Source organism: Pyrococcus sp. (assembly GCF_030153625.1).
GTDB lineage: Archaea > Methanobacteriota_B > Thermococci > Thermococcales > Thermococcaceae > Pyrococcus > Pyrococcus furiosus.
The window spans coordinates 40,981-55,282 of sequence record NZ_JASKLM010000003.1 but is presented as its reverse complement, the minus strand read 5'-3'; the positions used below and the strand labels follow the sequence as shown (position 1 = coordinate 55,282).

Sequence of the window (14,302 nt, the reverse complement as noted above, 5' to 3'; positions counted from 1 at the left end):
AAGTAAATAATGGTTTCAGTCCTCATTTCTCTCCCCTTTTCTGAAGAGGTATCAGAAACTTAAACCTAACGTCCCACTGCTTATCCTGACAGTGTCGGAGGGTGGAAAACTAAAAGACATGACCCCAGAAGATGTTGTTAGAATAGTAAAAGAGCAGAGAGAGAAGTACATAAAGCCAGAAGTTTGGGAGATCGTGCGTGAGCTTGAGGAGAAGATAAAGAATGGAGAGATAAAGTTCAAGACACCACAGAGCCACGACGAATATGAGCAGATAATTAAGGAGTTAGAGAAAGGTAACTTAGATGCCGCCCTCGAAAAAGAGTAACTTTTTATTACCCCTTTCTCTTCTTTTTTCAGGTGTGCCAAGTTATGAATGCAATTGAGATGGAGAATATAGTAAAGGTTTATCCAGATGGAGTTGTAGCCCTCAAGGGAGTCGACTTTAAAGTAGAAGCTGGGGAAATTCATGGTCTTCTTGGCGAGAACGGAGCTGGAAAAACAACGCTAATGAGGATCCTCTATGGGGAGATAAAGCCAACAAAGGGAAAAATAAGAGTTTTTGGAAAAGAAGTAAAATTTTCTGGGCCCTGGGACGCAATAAGATCAGGTATAGGAATGGTTTACCAGCACTTTACATTGGTCCCAACTTTTACTGTTCTTGAAAACCTTTACCTTGCCTTACTTCCATTAAATCCAAAAATTACCCTAAAAGAAGTCAAAAAACTTGCAAAAGAAAAGATGAAAGAAACTGGGCTCAAAATCCCCCTTGATGAAATAGTAGAGGATCTTCCTATTGGAATTCAGCAGAGAGTTGAGATAACTAAGGCACTCATGCAAAATGCTAAGATTTTGATACTAGATGAGCCAACATCAGTATTAACTCCAATTGAAGTTAGAGAACTCTTCAAGACACTTAGAAAGCTCAAAGAAAAGGGAATTACAATAGTGTTCATTACCCACAAACTGAAGGAGGTAAAGGAGATAACTGATAGAGTCACCGTAATGCGAAGGGGAGAGGTAATTGGAACAGTGAAGACGAGTGAAGTTTCGGAAAAGGAGCTAGCAAAAATGATGGTGCAAAGGGACGTTGTAATGAAAATTGAGAAAATGCCCAAGGAGCCAGGAAAAACAGTGCTTAAGGTAGAGAATCTTTGGGTAAAGGACGATAGAGGATTAGATGCAGTAAAGGGAATATCACTAGAGATAAGGGAAGGAGAAATACTCGGAATTGCAGGAGTTCAAGGAAATGGACAGAGAGAATTGGCTGAGACACTTGCAGGAGTTAGAAAACCAGAAAAAGGTAAAATTATCTTTGATAAAAAAGATATTACAAAAACAGGAGCACTTGAAAGATATAAGATGGGAATTGCATACGTTCCCGATTCCAGAAAAGTAGGATTAGTGGAAGAGATGAACATAGTAGAAAACACCATTCTCACAAATTTATTTGAAGTAGTTAAATCCGGAAGAATTTCTTGGGACAAGGGAAGAAAAATGGCAAAAGATATTGTAGAGAGGTTTGAAGTCATTACTCCATCCTTAGCTGCCAAAGTAAAACACTTGAGTGGAGGGAACCAACAAAAAATAATGGTTGGAAGAGAGATAATCAGAGAACCAAAGGTCTTCATAGTTGCAGAGCCAACTCAAGGGTTGGATATAGGAGCAACGGAATTCATAAGAAAAACATTACTGAATCTTAGAGATCAAGGAAAGGGAATTCTCCTAATTTCAACAGATCTAGATGAGATTCTTCAATTAAGTGATAGAATTGCCGTGATATATGAGGGTCAAATTATGGCAGTTGGAAAACCTGAAGAGTTCACCCTTGAGAAGCTAGGACTGCTAATGGGTGGTGTGCATGCTGAAAGTGAATGAGAAAACACTCGAAGTTATATCTTCGCTAATATTTGCATTCTTAATAGGGGCAATTGTCTTAACATTGTTGGGATATAACCCGGCTAAAGTTTACATCATACTATTTAAATACGGGTACGGAAATCTTGAGTATCTCCTTAATAAAAGCACACCACTTATATTGACAGGACTTGCATTCTCAATACCAGCTCTTGCAGGTGTTTTTAACATAGGGGGAGAAAGCCAACTTTATGTAGGTGCACTTACAGCCCTTCTAGTTGCTTATTATACAAGAAATCCTATTTTAGCCCTAATCCTCGGAGGAATAGCAGGAGGTGCCTTAGGACTTTTCATCGGAGCACTTAGAGTTTACAGAGGCATTAATGAAGTGATAACGGCAATAATGATAAACTGGACAATGTTCTACATTCTAGCGTACCTCATATCAGCCAAATACCACGATCCAAAAAATCCTCATGAATCCGTTCCAGTCCCATCTGAAGCAAGAATAGGGGGAATTTTCATAATTGCAGTTCTTATTGCTATTCTCTACTATTACCTCCTTAATTTTACGGAACTTGGGTACAAGTTGAGGGTGTCAGGATTGTCACCTAAATCTGCAAGGTATGCAGGGTTCAATCCCTCCAAGCTAATTCTCTCTTCAATGCTATTGGGTGGTCTAGCTGCGGGCCTTGGAGGGGCCCTCTTAGTCCTGGGAATAACATATGCTATTGATGACACTCTCTCCACAGTATATGGAGTTGGATTTACGGGAATAGGAATAGGGCTCTTGGGAAGGAACAATCCAATAGGAATAATATTCTCGGGAATATTTATGAGCGGACTGATAATTGGAGGGCAATGGGTTGAGTTAAAAACAGGAGCCCCACCAGAGCTTGCAGATACGCTAGTAGGTGTAATAGTGATAACCCTTGCAGTTCCCCAGCTGTATAGAGAAATTTTCAAGAGAATTAGGAGGGAGAAGCATGCTTGAAGATGTATTTGTGCTTCTCTCAAACACATTATTTTCAATGGTCCCATTGGTTCTTGCTGGGGTTGGAGAAGTAATAACAGAGCGCTCTGGAGTGGTTAACATCGGGCTAGAGGGGATATTCATTCTCTCTGCCTTCCTCACAACTGTAGTTACGTTTTACACAGAAAATCCCTATCTGGGCCTCATAATTGGAATATTAGTTGGAGCACTCTCCGGACTTCTCCACGGGATAATCAGCGTATACTTGAAAGGTGATCAAATAATTGCAGGAGTTGGTTTTAATTCTCTAGCCTATGGAATAAGCATACTTTCACTTGTAGCCCTATGGCACAGTCACGGCTCCTCTCCTTCTGTAGAAAAGATGCCCGTAATTATTATCGGCCACCTTACAATTCCCCCAATGGCAATAGTGGCAATATTAGTTGGAGTAATTACATGGTGGTGGCTATATAAAACTCCAAGCGGTTTAAAACTGAGAGCTTGTGGAGAGGATCCAAGAGCTGCTGAGGCTATGGGGGTTAACGTTCACAGAACTAGGCTATATGCAACGATGGTGGGGGGAGCTTTAACTGGGCTCGGAGGTGCGTATTTAGTTGTGGGATGGATAGGGCAGTTTACAAAGTTTATATCGGCAGGAAGAGGATTCATAGCCCTAGCAAATGTAGCTTTCAGCAATTGGAATCCACTGATGGCAGTGGTGGGGGGAATTATATTTGGATTCTTTGACGCACTGTCAATATACGTACCAATAAAGATCCAGAAAACCACTGGAAGAATAATAACCGCAGAATCAAATCTCTTTAGGATAATCCCATATATAGGAACATTATTAGTGGTCACAATAATCATGAAAAAAGTTAAAGCTCCCAGGGCTCTTGGGAAACCTTATATCAAGGAGTAACTTTCTTTCCCTTTTTAAATTCTGGCCAGCTCCACTAATCCAAAAAACAATAAATTCATTGGAAGTAGCATTCCACATGCTTAGAATTGTTCCACCAAAAGAAATTCAAGGTGAAGTAATAGCCCCGCCCTCAAAGAGCTACACCCATAGGGGTTATTTTTTGTCCCTCCTTGCAGATGAAAAAAGTATAGTAGAGAGACCCCTAATTAGTGATGATACCCTTGCAACCATAGATGCAATTAGAGCTTTTGGTGCTGATCTCATAGAAGAGGTGGTCTATCCTCCCGAAGAATTAAGGCCAAACTATATATTTGCCCGAGATTCTGGAACAACAGCAAGGATTTCAATAATAGTTTCTTCCCTAGCTAAGGGTGTTAGTGTAATAGATGGTAGGGAACAGCTCCGTAGGAGACCAATGGAAGATGGAGTATCTTCTTTGAGAATGATTGGTGTAGAAGCAATTGGAAAGAGACTTCCAGTGAAAGTCTTTGGGAGGGGAAGAATTAGTGCCAAAGAAGTCTCCATAGTGGCCGAAAAGTCCTCTCAATTTGCAACAGGCTTTCTAATACTAGCAGCGAAGATCGGATTGAAAGTCGAAATAGTGAAACCAGTCTCAAAGCCTTATATTGAGATGACACTAAAAACCATGGAAGAGTTTGGCGTTAAATACGATAAAGCTCAAGAAAATGAGAGACTAGTAATTTTTGTTGACCCAGGAGTTAAGGGGACAAAATTTAAGGTTCCAGGGGATTATTCCTCAGCGGCAAACTTCTTAGTTGCCGGTGCACTCTACGGCAAGATAAGGGTCAGAAACTTGATGAGGGATGACGTTCAAGCAGACAAAGAAATCCTCAACATATTGAGGGAATATGGAGCAAAAGTTAAGGTAAAAGATGAGTATGTAGAAGTTGAAAGCAACGAAAGAAATCCATTAAATGTAGATTGCTCAAACTTTCCTGATTTATTTCCCCTCCTAGCTGTTCTTGCGGCATATGCCGAAGGAAAAAGTGTGATACGAGGGAGACAGTTGAGGATTAAAGAAAGTGACAGAATCCATGCAATGGCGGTAAATCTTTCAAGAGCTGGAATTAGAGTTAGGGAGCTTAGTGATGGACTTGAAATCTGGGGTGGCCAACCTAAGGGATTTAGGGGGAAAACATTCAATGATCATAGGATTACAATGGCTTTAGCAATCCTCGCCCTGGGGGCTAAGGGCGAGAGTATAATTCCTGAAACTAAAAGTATTGCAAAGTCCTATCCAAACTTTTTCGAGGATTTAATGAGGGTGATAAAATGAATGGGAAAATGTTGTCATTTCACTTATTTGGAGAGAGTCATGGGAAAGCCGTAGGAGTTCTAATAGAAGGAGTGCCTCCTGGGATAAGAGTTAACCTGGAGGAGTTAAAAGCCGAACTTGAAAGAAGAAAGGGGATTTCCAAATTTTCAACTGCCAGAAAAGAGAGCGACGAACCTATAATAATTTCCGGAGTTTTTAGAGGATACACTACTGGAGCTCCAATAACAGTAATTGTGGAAAATAAAGACGTAGATTCTTCATATTATGAGGAGATCAAAGATACTCCTCGACCTGGGCATGCAGATTATCCAGCAAAGATCAAGTATTTTGGCTTCAATGACTATCGAGGAGGAGGAAGGTTTTCTGGAAGGCTAACTATAGGCTTTGTAATCGCCGGATATTTCGCCAAGAAGATTCTCGAACCAGTGGGAGTAAAAATTAAAGCCTATATAAAGAGAGTTGGAAAAGTGGAAGCTAGAAACATGAGCATCGAGGAAATATTCAATTCTCCGAACCCTTACTGCCCAGATGAAGATGCATTTAAAGAGATGCTTAAGGAGATGGAAAGTGCAAAAAAGTCTGGAGACAGCGTTGGTGGAGTGGTAGAGGTTGTTGCAATAAACGTTCCCCCAGGATTAGGTGGACCTTATGAGGATGATATAGAAGCTGATCTTGCCTCAACATTTTTCAGAATTCCAGCTGTAAAGGGTGTTGAGTTTGGACTTGGATTTAAGGTTAGTGAAAAGAGAGGTAGTGAAGTAAACGACCCTTATGTCATAAAGAACGGAGAAATACAGACGGTAACAAACAATCATGGAGGCATTATAGGAGGAATAACAACAGGAATGCCAATAGTAGCTAGAATAGCGTTCAAACCAACTCCCTCAATATACCTTCCCCAAAAAACCGTAAATTTAAGAGAAATGAAGGAAACAACTATAAAGCTAAAGGGGAGATTTGACTCCTGCATAGTTCCTAAAGCTCTTCCCGTGGTTGAAGGTGCAATGGCCTTTGTGCTTGCAGATCACTTTCTTAGGAGGTTAGCCTGGGAAAGATATGTCCACCTATCCAAAGAATTTTAAATAAAAGGACAACCAAAAAGTGGGGATGGTGATGCCACGCCAATATCAACGAATTTAGATGAACAAATGACAACATTAAAACTCCTTAGAAAGGAGATAGATAAAATAGACAACCAAATAATATCTCTTCTAAAAAAGAGACTTGAAATAGCCCAAGCAATTGGGAAAATAAAGAAAGAGCTCAATCTCCCCATAGAAGATAGAAAAAGAGAAGAAGAAGTTCTAAGAAGAGCTGGCGAGTTTAGGGAAATTTTTGAAAAGATTTTGGAGGTTAGCAAAGATGTTCAACGTTTATGAGCTATTTAATAAGATAAATGAGGTAAAACCAGAGATTCGACTTGATGCAGGACAACCAGATATCCCCGTAGCTAACGAAATAATAGAAGAAGCCATAAATTCTCTAAAAAGGGGAGAAACTGGCTATGTAAGTACAACTGGAATTAACGAGTTGAGAGAAAAGATAGCAGAAGTAGAAGGAGTGAGCAAAGAAGAGGTAATTGTTGGGCCTGGAGCCAAAATATTGATAGCTGCAGAGATAGCAATGGCCAACAAGATTGGAGTAATTGCCCCCTACTGGAATGCCTACCTATTGATAGCCAAGAACTTTGAAAAAGAAGTTAAAATAATTGAGACAACATTAGAAAACTCCTGGGAGCCTGAAATTAACGACAACTTAGATGTTGACCTCCTAATTCTCAACTACCCCAATAACCCTACTGGAAAAATACTCCCAAGAGAAAAACTCAAAGAACTCGTAGAAGTTGCAGAAGAGAAAGGAATCAAAATTCTTTCCGATGAAATCTATGCTGAAATTTCTTTTAAGTCATTTACTCCTGTTCGAGAGCTCTATGAAAACACGGTCACCGTAAAGGGGTTCTCCAAACTGTATTCAATGACTGGCTTTAGGCTTGGATACGCTATTGCCGATAAGGAAGAGATAAGGAAAATAAAAACATTCATTGAATCAACTGTCACCTGTGTTCCTCCTTTCGTTCAAAGGGCTGGGATCAAGGCTTTGGAGCTTAGAGATGAGTTAATGAAAAAAGTGAGTAGGGAGTATAAGAGAAGAGCAGAACTTGCCTCCAAAATCTTGAGGGGATTAGAGTTCTATGAACCCGATGGAGCATTCTACATATTCCTCAAAACACCCATTGATGGGTTGGAATTTGTCTATAAACTACTCGAGAGGGGAGTTTCAGCATTCCCAGGAATAGCGTTTGGAAATTATCAAAACTTCATAAGGATCTCACTAACGAGTGATAGGCTTGAAAAGGGACTAAAAATAATCAAGGAGGTAGCAGAATGCGAATCACAATAAGTGGGTACGGCAAAATGGGAAAACTTTTTGGAAGAGTCATTTCTAAGGAATTAAACGCAGAAGTGAAATTTTATTCCAGCCACACAACATTAGACTTTTCCTCCCTCAGCGAGGCCTACGAATGGAGTGATGTCATAATACTTGCCTCCACAATAGAGAACATAAAGGCCCAGATTAAGGAGTTGAGAGAAGTATCATCAAATAATCCAAAGGATATCATGATTTTTGACATAGCAACGTTCAAAAGAGATGTGGTTACCGAGTATCAAGGATTTCCCAAGGAGGTAAAAGTAGCGAGCGTCCATCCAATGTTCGGTCCAGGAGCTAAGAGCTTTAGGGGGCATTTATTTTATCATCACTCCTGTAAGAAATAGGAAAAAAGATGCCGAAGACGTCGGAAAGTTTATCGAGAAGCTGGGTGGAAGAATTGAATTCATGAGTGCGGAGGAGCATGATAGGATTATTGGATTCGTTATTGGAGTGCCCTATCTATTGGGCATTGCCTATCTTAAACTCTCACTTGAGAACAATCTAGAAAGGTTTGGGGGAACTTCTTTTAGATTTCTTACCATCTATGGAAAGGCAGTACTAAATGATGATCCAAGGTTTATAGAAGAAGTCATTAAAAGGTCCAGGGAAGAGATAGAAGAATTCTTTAAAATTGTGAACTCCACAGATGTGCACGAACTCTCTAAAAAAATTCCAAGAGAAGAGATAAAGAAAGCATACGAAAAGTTTTACAAAGTTTTAGATCCCTAAAAGTTCCTCTACTTTTTTCTTTAAGAGTTCTGTAGCTTCTCCTCCATACTTCCCTATTATCTTTACCAAAGCACTTCCCACAACAACTCCATTAGCACCTTCTTTAAGCAAACTTATAACATGCTCCCTTTTGGATACCCCAAAGCCTACAGCAACCTTGTTTTTGCATATCCTTTTAGCCCTTCTAAGCAGATCATAGGCAGTTTTAGGTATTTCCTCTCTAGCTCCTGTTGTCCCGTAGAGAGAGACTAGATATACAAACCCAGTAGTCATCTCATCAATAATTTTGAGTCTTTCATCTGGAGTGTTTGGAGCCGCCAAAAATACCGTCTTAATGCCTTCTTCTTTGGCAACCTCTGTGAACTCCTGGGCATGAAAAACTGGAAGATCCACAACTAGAATTCCATCCACACCGCTTGCCTTCGCCTCTGATAGAAAATTCCTAATCCCCGTTCTGTATATTGGGTTGTAGTAGGTCATCAAGACTATTGGAGTGCTGGAATGCTTTCTAAATTCTTTAACAATCCAGAAAGCATCCCTCAACTTGAATCCATTTTTTAGTGCCCTATAGTGTGACTCTTGAATTGTCTTACCATCAGCTATTGGATCGCTAAATGGAATTCCTAGTTCTATCGCCCCTGCATACTCATCAAGAGATAGGAGGAAGTTGAGAGTGGATTGCCTATCTGGATCTCCTGCTGTCAAATATGGAATTAGAGAACCGTCCCTAAACATTTCTACTCACCCTCAAGACTATATCAAGATCCTTGTCTCCCCTTCCAGAAAGGTTTACAATTATTATCTCATCTCTGCTCATTTCTTTTGCAAGCTTCATTGCATAAGCCACTGCATGAGCTGATTCAAGAGCAGGAATTATCCCCTCAGTTCTTGAAAGTTCATGAAATGCTCTCAGCGCTTCCTCATCAGTTACAGTAACGTATTCAGCTCTTTGGATTTCCTTAAGGTATGCATGTTCAGGTCCCACTCCTGGGTAGTCAAGGCCAGGAGCAATGCTGTGGGTAGGCTTTATCTGACCCTCCTCATCCTGTAAGAAGTAGCTAAGCATTCCATGGAATACCCCTACCTCACCAGCACTTAGAGATGCTGAGTGTTTTCCACTCTCCAAACCTTTGCCTCCAGCTTCGACTCCAACAAGTTTAACCTTCTTGTCACTTACAAACGGGTAAAATATCCCCATTGCATTGCTTCCTCCTCCGACACAAGCCACTATTACATCAGGCAACTGTCCCTCAGCTTCAAGAATCTGAGCTTTAGCTTCCCTCCCTATCACGGACTGAAAGTCCCTAACTATTATTGGATACGGATGGGGACCAACTACAGAACCTATTAAGTAGTGAGTGTATTCGAACGTGGCGACCCAATCCCTTAAGGCTTCATTTATTGCATCCTTTAATGTCCTAGAACCAGAATTTACTGGAATCACATTTGCACCCAATAGTTTCATTCTGAAAACATTCATTTTTTGCCTTTCAACGTCTTCAGCTCCCATATATATGTCAACTTTCATGCCAAGTAAAGCCCCAGCCATTGCCGTTGCGACACCATGCTGGCCAGCTCCAGTTTCAGCTATTAATCTCGTTTTACCCATGAACTTTGCTAACAAAGCCTGCCCTATTGCATTGTTCGTCTTGTGAGCTCCTCCGTGAACTAAATCTTCCCTCTTTAGGTATATCTTTGCCCCACCGATCTTTTCGCTCAATCTTTTGGCATAATATAAAGGCGTTGGTCTACCAGCCCAAGTTTTGAGGTAGTAATTCAACTGCTCATTAAACTCTTCATCGTCTTTAAACCTTTTATAAGCCTTTTCTAACTCTTTTAACGGCTCTATTAGAGTCTCAGGCACATATTGACCTCCAAACTTACCAAACCACATTTTTAGCCCTCCTTACAAATTCTTCAACTAACTTGGGATCCTTTCTTCCATTTTTCTCAACTCCAGAAGAAACATCAACGCCATAGGGCTTCACAACTTTAATGACCTCCTCAACGTTTTCAGAATTCAATCCTCCGGCCAATATAACTGGAATTTTTCTTGCGACTAAAGAAGAAACTCTTAGGTCATGAAGCTTTCCACTACCAGCCCCCGTATCAAGGAGAACCATGTCAACATTGTACCTAGCTATTTCTGAGAGAAGCCTGCTAGCATCTTCTTCAGGATTCTTGGAGATAGTTGGAACCTTAAATGCTTTCATAACAAAAACTCCAAACTCTCTTTTTAATGCGTCAATCGTCTGAGGCAAAGCATTGGAGTGAACTTGAATGTATTGAGCTCCAGTTCTCTCAATTGCCACGGCCCATTCAGAGAATCCAACCATAGTAGAAACTAGAAAAACTGGGATAGTGGAATTTTCTATTATTTCTCTAGCTTTTTCAAGCAATACTCTCCTCTTCGAGTTTGAATTGACGACAACCCCCGTAGCATCTGCATGCTTTTCTACGATTTCAAGCTCTTCAAGATTCTTTATTCCACATATCTTTACGAACATTATCTCGTCATCTCCACGAAGTTTTGAATAATTTTCAATCCATCTTCTCTTTTTGTCAAAACGCTCTCTGGGTGAAATTGGACTCCTTCTATTGGGAGATTTTTGTGCCTAATGCCCATGATTATCCCATCATCTAGAGAAACCGACGTGACCTTGAACCCCTTTGGTGGCTCTAAAACTGCTAAAGAGTGGTATCTTCCAGCCAAAAATGGATTCTTTACTCCTCTATAAACTCCCTCACCATCATGTTTAATTAGGCTAGCCTTCCCATGTCTTGGTGTTACTCTACCGATCTTCCCTCCAAAAACAGCTCCAATTATTTGGTGGCCCAGGCAAACCCCCAAGAGAGGAACTTCTGATTCTAAAACTATTTCAGGCGAATTGCCAACTTCTCTTCTATCCAATGGGTGACCTGGACCTGGTGAGATTATTATACCATCGGGATCCAGCTTTTTGACTTCACTGAGTGTTATTCTGTTAGAAACTACCACCGCTTCATCAAAAAATGATACATATTCAGCAAGGTTCCAGACAAAAGAATCTCTATTATCAATTATCAGAATCATGTTGCTCCACCCCAAAAGCTTTTAGAACGGCCCTCATCTTATTTTCAGTTTCATTGAATTCTTTTTCTGGAATTGAATCTGCAACTATTCCAGCTCCTGCTCTAATGTGAGCATGCTTATCTATTTCTGCCATCCTTATTGCTATGGCAAAGTCTGCATAACCAGTCACTGAAAAGTATCCGACAGCCCCTCCGTAAACCCTTCTCCTGCTTTTTTCCAGCTCATCTATAATTTCCATTGCTCTAATCTTTGGAGCTCCTGTCAACGTTCCAGCTGGAAAAGTTGCCTCAATTGCATCAAACATATCTTTATCATCAGCTAACTCCCCAATGACTTCACTTTCAATGTGCTGGACATGACTGTACTTGACCACATCAAAATACCTTACCACTTTCACGCTCCTGGGTTTTGAAACCCTCCTGACATCATTTCTTGCTAAATCCACTAGCATCACATGCTCTGCCCTTTCTTTCTCATCGGAGAGTAAAGCCCTTTCAAGTGCTTTGTCTTCCTCTTCGTTCCTTCCCCTTGGGGCAGTTCCTGCAATTGGATTTATCTTGACAATTTTTCCTTCGACAGAACCCATTGTTTCGGGAGATGCCCCTACCATTACCTTCTCGAATTCAAGGAGAAAAGTGTAAGGGGAGGGGTTAATATCTAGCAACCTAAGGTAAATCGTGAAAGGATCTAAGTCCGTTTCAACTACATACTCTCTCGATAGGACAACTTGAAATACGTCTCCTGAAAATATGTACTCTTTCCCCTTTTCTACAATTTCGATAAACTCTTCTTTATTTGCGTCAGTTTTTAAAATTGAACTTCCTCCGTCATCCCTGGGAACTTCTACCCTTTTTGCCTTTTCCACCATAACCTCTGGGTCAAATGGGGGTTCTTCTAGAGAAACGAAGTAGAGTTTATTTTCCAGATGATCATAAATGTATGTCCATGGATAATAGCCAAAAACTGAAGGCTCCTCGACATTTCCCTCTATGTAGTTGTGAACTGCATCATAAGCTATGTATCCAACTAAACCGCCCATGAATCTTTCTCCACTTACTGAGTGCTTCATAAAGCCCTTCAACCCTTTGAATGGATTCTTTTCTTTTGATACTTTTTTCCCATCTAGATAAGTTCCTCTCTCATGTATACTTACAATAAATTCGGGTACCGCTGAGAGGTAAGTGAACCTAGCCTTTTTGTTATGCTTCTCTGCCGACATTAGGATAAAAGGATGTTCAAGTTCTCTAAGAACAAAGTATAAGTTAAGAGGGGACACTCGTTCTAGCTTTTTGATAAACATGCAATCTCCTCCAATTTTTTGATCATTTTTTCTCCTAGAACATTCTCAGCTAGTTCCACCCCCTCTTTCAAATCAGAGGCAATTCCCGCTACATAAAGGGCCATCGCCGAATTTAATAGGATAAAATTCCTGTCTTCTTCTCTTCCATTTCCCCGCAAAACAGCTTTAACTCTCTCAGCACTTTCTTCCGGAGAGTAGCAAGGTATAACTTTAGTCCTGGCTAACCCAAAGTCCTCAGGAGTAACAGTGTAAATGTCTATCTCATCCCTATTGACTTCAGCAACTGTAGTTTCTTTCTTTGGGCTCACTTCATCCAACCCGCTACCATGAACAACTACAGCCCTTTTAACACCGAGATAACTTAGGGCTCTTGCCATCTTCTCTACCAGATCTCTAGAGTTAACACCCACAACTTGATAAGCTGGATTTGCTGGATTTGCTAGTGGACCTAAAATGTTGAAAATAGTTTTTATTCTAAGTTCTTTCCTTACAGGCATTATTCTCTTTAGGGCTGGATGATACATAGGAGCAAATATAAATGTGAAGTTAGCTTTTTCAATCATCTCTTTAGCCTTCTCTGGGGGAATCCTGATGTTTATTCCCAGGGCCTCCAGTAGATTTGCGGAGCCACTTTTTGATGTTATGGAAACATTGCCATGCTTAGCTACCTTTGTATATTGTGATAGAAGAAGGGCCGATGCGGTGCTTACATTTATTGTAAATGATTTATCCCCTCCAGTCCCAGCGGTGTCTAGAATCTCCCCAAGATCCAACTTAATTGCATTGTCTCTCATGGCCCTTGCAAATCCCGCTATTTCCTCTGATGTGTACCCTTTAGTTTGGAGAGCCGCAAGATATGCTGCAATCCTGACTTCACTTTCTTCCTTGAGGATGTTAAATAACTCGTAAGCTTCTTCGAAGGATAAATGCTTATTTTCTACTATCTTCTCAAGCATCATATCTTAGCCTCCACGAATTTTTTAAGAAGCTCTCCCGGGTTTTCGGCTTTCATTAAGGCCGTTCCAATAAGAGCAGCATCAGCCACCCTTAAGGCTCTTCTCAAATCTTCCAATGTTGCTATTCCGCTTTCACTGACTTTAACGAATTTTTCTGGTATTTTTGGAGCTAAAATTTCAGTTAAAGAGACATTTCCATCGTCCATCTCTAGCTTGCCAATGTCCCTATTGTTAATCCCTATCATTGTAGAATTCGTTTTAATGGCAAGTTTCAGATCCTCTTCAGTATGAACTTCTACTAGAGTATCTAACCCATGTTCTTTCGCATAATCTACGAACTCTGGCAGCTCGTCCTTTAATAGCCTAGTTATCAATAGAACAGCAGAGGCTCCAACTTCTGCTGTTTTTTCAATTTCTTCTTTGCTTGTTATGAAATCCTTTCTCAGCACTGGGAGAGTAGTCTCCTTGCATAGAACTTTTAGAAAGTCAAAGCTCCCTTTAAAATACTTTTGATCTGTTATGTAAGAAATACCTACAGCTCCACCCTCTTCATATGCCCTTAGAATCTTTAGAGGATCCCTGCCCCTTAAAAGATCTCCATATTTTGGAGAATAGACTTTAATTTCCGCTATGATTGGATTTTTCTTGGTTTTTCTAATAGCCTTGGTCAGCCCAAAAACCATCACCCATTATACCCACCACTTTGTCAAAAATAGTAGAATAGATTTAAATATTTGGACAGGCGTATTTGTCCAAAGATTGAGAATT

General features: G+C 40.4%; 16 protein-coding genes and 1 pseudogene. 10 read left to right on the top strand and 7 right to left on the bottom strand.

Annotation, left to right across the window (positions count from 1 at the left end; all coding sequences use genetic code 11):
* Positions 1–97 precede the first annotated feature (97 nt).
* The 10 genes and pseudogenes from PWP39_RS01115 to PWP39_RS09720 form a co-directional block, all read left to right on the top strand.
* Positions 98–325 (top strand): annotated as a pseudogene (locus tag PWP39_RS01115) (BMP family ABC transporter substrate-binding protein); the annotation flags it as partial.
* A gap of 44 nt (positions 326–369) precedes the next feature.
* Positions 370–1,875 (top strand): ABC transporter ATP-binding protein, encoded by a 1,506-nt coding sequence (locus tag PWP39_RS01110; protein ID WP_011012842.1) that lies wholly within the window; start codon positions 370–372, stop codon positions 1,873–1,875.
* The gene (locus PWP39_RS01105) at positions 1,859–2,848 is read left to right on the top strand and encodes an ABC transporter permease (protein WP_011012843.1); all 990 of its coding nucleotides are present in this window, start codon (positions 1,859–1,861) and stop codon (positions 2,846–2,848) included. The genes PWP39_RS01110 and PWP39_RS01105 overlap by 17 nt, the downstream gene beginning before the upstream one ends.
* A complete protein-coding gene (locus PWP39_RS01100) occupies positions 2,841–3,749 on the top strand; it encodes an ABC transporter permease (protein WP_011012844.1) in 909 nt (302 codons plus the stop codon). The genes PWP39_RS01105 and PWP39_RS01100 overlap by 8 nt, the downstream gene beginning before the upstream one ends.
* A 76-nt stretch (positions 3,750–3,825) precedes the next feature.
* Positions 3,826–5,046 carry a 3-phosphoshikimate 1-carboxyvinyltransferase gene (gene aroA / locus PWP39_RS01095; RefSeq protein ID WP_223208981.1) on the top strand — a complete coding sequence of 407 codons (1,221 nt, stop codon included), beginning with the start codon at positions 3,826–3,828 and terminating at the stop codon, positions 5,044–5,046.
* Positions 5,043–6,128: a chorismate synthase gene (gene aroC / locus PWP39_RS01090; protein WP_014835580.1), complete on the top strand. Its 1,086-nt coding sequence runs from the start codon at positions 5,043–5,045 to the stop codon at positions 6,126–6,128. The genes aroA and aroC overlap by 4 nt, the downstream gene beginning before the upstream one ends.
* A 66-nt stretch (positions 6,129–6,194) precedes the next feature.
* Positions 6,195–6,425, top strand: coding sequence for a chorismate mutase (locus PWP39_RS01085; protein ID WP_011012847.1), 231 nt, complete (start codon positions 6,195–6,197; stop codon positions 6,423–6,425).
* Positions 6,409–7,446, top strand: a complete 1,038-nt coding sequence (locus PWP39_RS01080; protein ID WP_288072014.1) for a pyridoxal phosphate-dependent aminotransferase — start codon at positions 6,409–6,411, stop codon at positions 7,444–7,446. Before PWP39_RS01085 ends, PWP39_RS01080 begins: the two co-directional genes overlap by 17 nt.
* Positions 7,431–7,820 carry a prephenate dehydrogenase/arogenate dehydrogenase family protein gene (locus PWP39_RS09725; protein ID WP_353851426.1) on the top strand — a complete coding sequence of 130 codons (390 nt, stop codon included), beginning with the start codon at positions 7,431–7,433 and terminating at the stop codon, positions 7,818–7,820. The genes PWP39_RS01080 and PWP39_RS09725 overlap by 16 nt, the downstream gene beginning before the upstream one ends.
* Positions 7,821–7,881: 61 nt before the next feature.
* Positions 7,882–8,205, top strand: coding sequence for a hypothetical protein (locus PWP39_RS09720; RefSeq protein WP_353851425.1), 324 nt, complete (start codon positions 7,882–7,884; stop codon positions 8,203–8,205).
* Here PWP39_RS09720 and trpA read toward each other — a convergent pair.
* The 7 genes from trpA to trpC are packed head-to-tail and all read right to left on the bottom strand — an operon-like array spanning position 8,194 to position 14,220.
* Positions 8,194–8,940 (bottom strand): tryptophan synthase subunit alpha, encoded by a 747-nt coding sequence (gene trpA / locus PWP39_RS01070; RefSeq protein ID WP_288072012.1) that lies wholly within the window; start codon positions 8,938–8,940, stop codon positions 8,194–8,196. The genes PWP39_RS09720 and trpA overlap by 12 nt on opposite strands.
* Positions 8,933–10,099: a tryptophan synthase subunit beta gene (gene trpB / locus PWP39_RS01065; RefSeq protein WP_288072010.1), complete on the bottom strand. Its 1,167-nt coding sequence runs from the start codon at positions 10,097–10,099 to the stop codon at positions 8,933–8,935. The genes trpA and trpB overlap by 8 nt, the downstream gene beginning before the upstream one ends.
* Complete coding sequence (locus PWP39_RS01060) at positions 10,086–10,712, bottom strand: phosphoribosylanthranilate isomerase (RefSeq protein ID WP_288072008.1); 627 nt, start codon at positions 10,710–10,712, stop codon at positions 10,086–10,088. The genes trpB and PWP39_RS01060 overlap by 14 nt, the downstream gene beginning before the upstream one ends.
* On the bottom strand, positions 10,712–11,278 hold the full coding sequence (locus tag PWP39_RS01055) for an aminodeoxychorismate/anthranilate synthase component II (RefSeq protein WP_288072006.1): 567 nt from the start codon (positions 11,276–11,278) through the stop codon (positions 10,712–10,714). The genes PWP39_RS01060 and PWP39_RS01055 overlap by 1 nt, the downstream gene beginning before the upstream one ends.
* Positions 11,262–12,578, bottom strand: coding sequence for an anthranilate synthase component I (locus PWP39_RS01050; RefSeq protein ID WP_288072004.1), 1,317 nt, complete (start codon positions 12,576–12,578; stop codon positions 11,262–11,264). The genes PWP39_RS01055 and PWP39_RS01050 overlap by 17 nt, the downstream gene beginning before the upstream one ends.
* Positions 12,560–13,534: an anthranilate phosphoribosyltransferase gene (trpD, locus tag PWP39_RS01045; protein WP_288072029.1), complete on the bottom strand. Its 975-nt coding sequence runs from the start codon at positions 13,532–13,534 to the stop codon at positions 12,560–12,562. Before trpD ends, PWP39_RS01050 begins: the two co-directional genes overlap by 19 nt.
* Entirely contained in the window at positions 13,534–14,220 is a 687-nt protein-coding gene (gene trpC / locus PWP39_RS01040; protein WP_288072002.1) for an indole-3-glycerol phosphate synthase TrpC, read from the bottom strand. Before trpC ends, trpD begins: the two co-directional genes overlap by 1 nt.
* Positions 14,221–14,302 lie beyond the last annotated feature (82 nt).

Bases quoted from the DNA above. Each gene is read 5' to 3' on its own strand.
- PWP39_RS01105 (WP_011012843.1), top strand. From the start codon at position 1,859: ATGCTGAAAGTGAATGAGAAAACACTCGAAGTTATATCTTCGCTAATA.
- trpD (WP_288072029.1), bottom strand. From the start codon at position 13,534: ATGCTTGAGAAGATAGTAGAAAATAAGCATTTATCCTTCGAAGAAGCT.
- PWP39_RS09725 (WP_353851426.1), top strand. From the start codon at position 7,431: ATGCGAATCACAATAAGTGGGTACGGCAAAATGGGAAAACTTTTTGGA.
- PWP39_RS01055 (WP_288072006.1), bottom strand. From the start codon at position 11,278: ATGATTCTGATAATTGATAATAGAGATTCTTTTGTCTGGAACCTTGCT.
- PWP39_RS01110 (WP_011012842.1), top strand. From the start codon at position 370: ATGAATGCAATTGAGATGGAGAATATAGTAAAGGTTTATCCAGATGGA.
- PWP39_RS09720 (WP_353851425.1), top strand. From the start codon at position 7,882: ATGAGTGCGGAGGAGCATGATAGGATTATTGGATTCGTTATTGGAGTG.
- trpA (WP_288072012.1), bottom strand. From the start codon at position 8,940: ATGTTTAGGGACGGTTCTCTAATTCCATATTTGACAGCAGGAGATCCA.
- aroA (WP_223208981.1), top strand. From the start codon at position 3,826: ATGCTTAGAATTGTTCCACCAAAAGAAATTCAAGGTGAAGTAATAGCC.
- PWP39_RS01080 (WP_288072014.1), top strand. From the start codon at position 6,409: ATGTTCAACGTTTATGAGCTATTTAATAAGATAAATGAGGTAAAACCA.
- PWP39_RS01100 (WP_011012844.1), top strand. From the start codon at position 2,841: ATGCTTGAAGATGTATTTGTGCTTCTCTCAAACACATTATTTTCAATG.
- trpB (WP_288072010.1), bottom strand. From the start codon at position 10,099: ATGTGGTTTGGTAAGTTTGGAGGTCAATATGTGCCTGAGACTCTAATA.
- aroC (WP_014835580.1), top strand. From the start codon at position 5,043: ATGAATGGGAAAATGTTGTCATTTCACTTATTTGGAGAGAGTCATGGG.
- PWP39_RS01060 (WP_288072008.1), bottom strand. From the start codon at position 10,712: ATGTTCGTAAAGATATGTGGAATAAAGAATCTTGAAGAGCTTGAAATC.
- PWP39_RS01085 (WP_011012847.1), top strand. From the start codon at position 6,195: ATGACAACATTAAAACTCCTTAGAAAGGAGATAGATAAAATAGACAAC.
- PWP39_RS01050 (WP_288072004.1), bottom strand. From the start codon at position 12,578: ATGTTTATCAAAAAGCTAGAACGAGTGTCCCCTCTTAACTTATACTTT.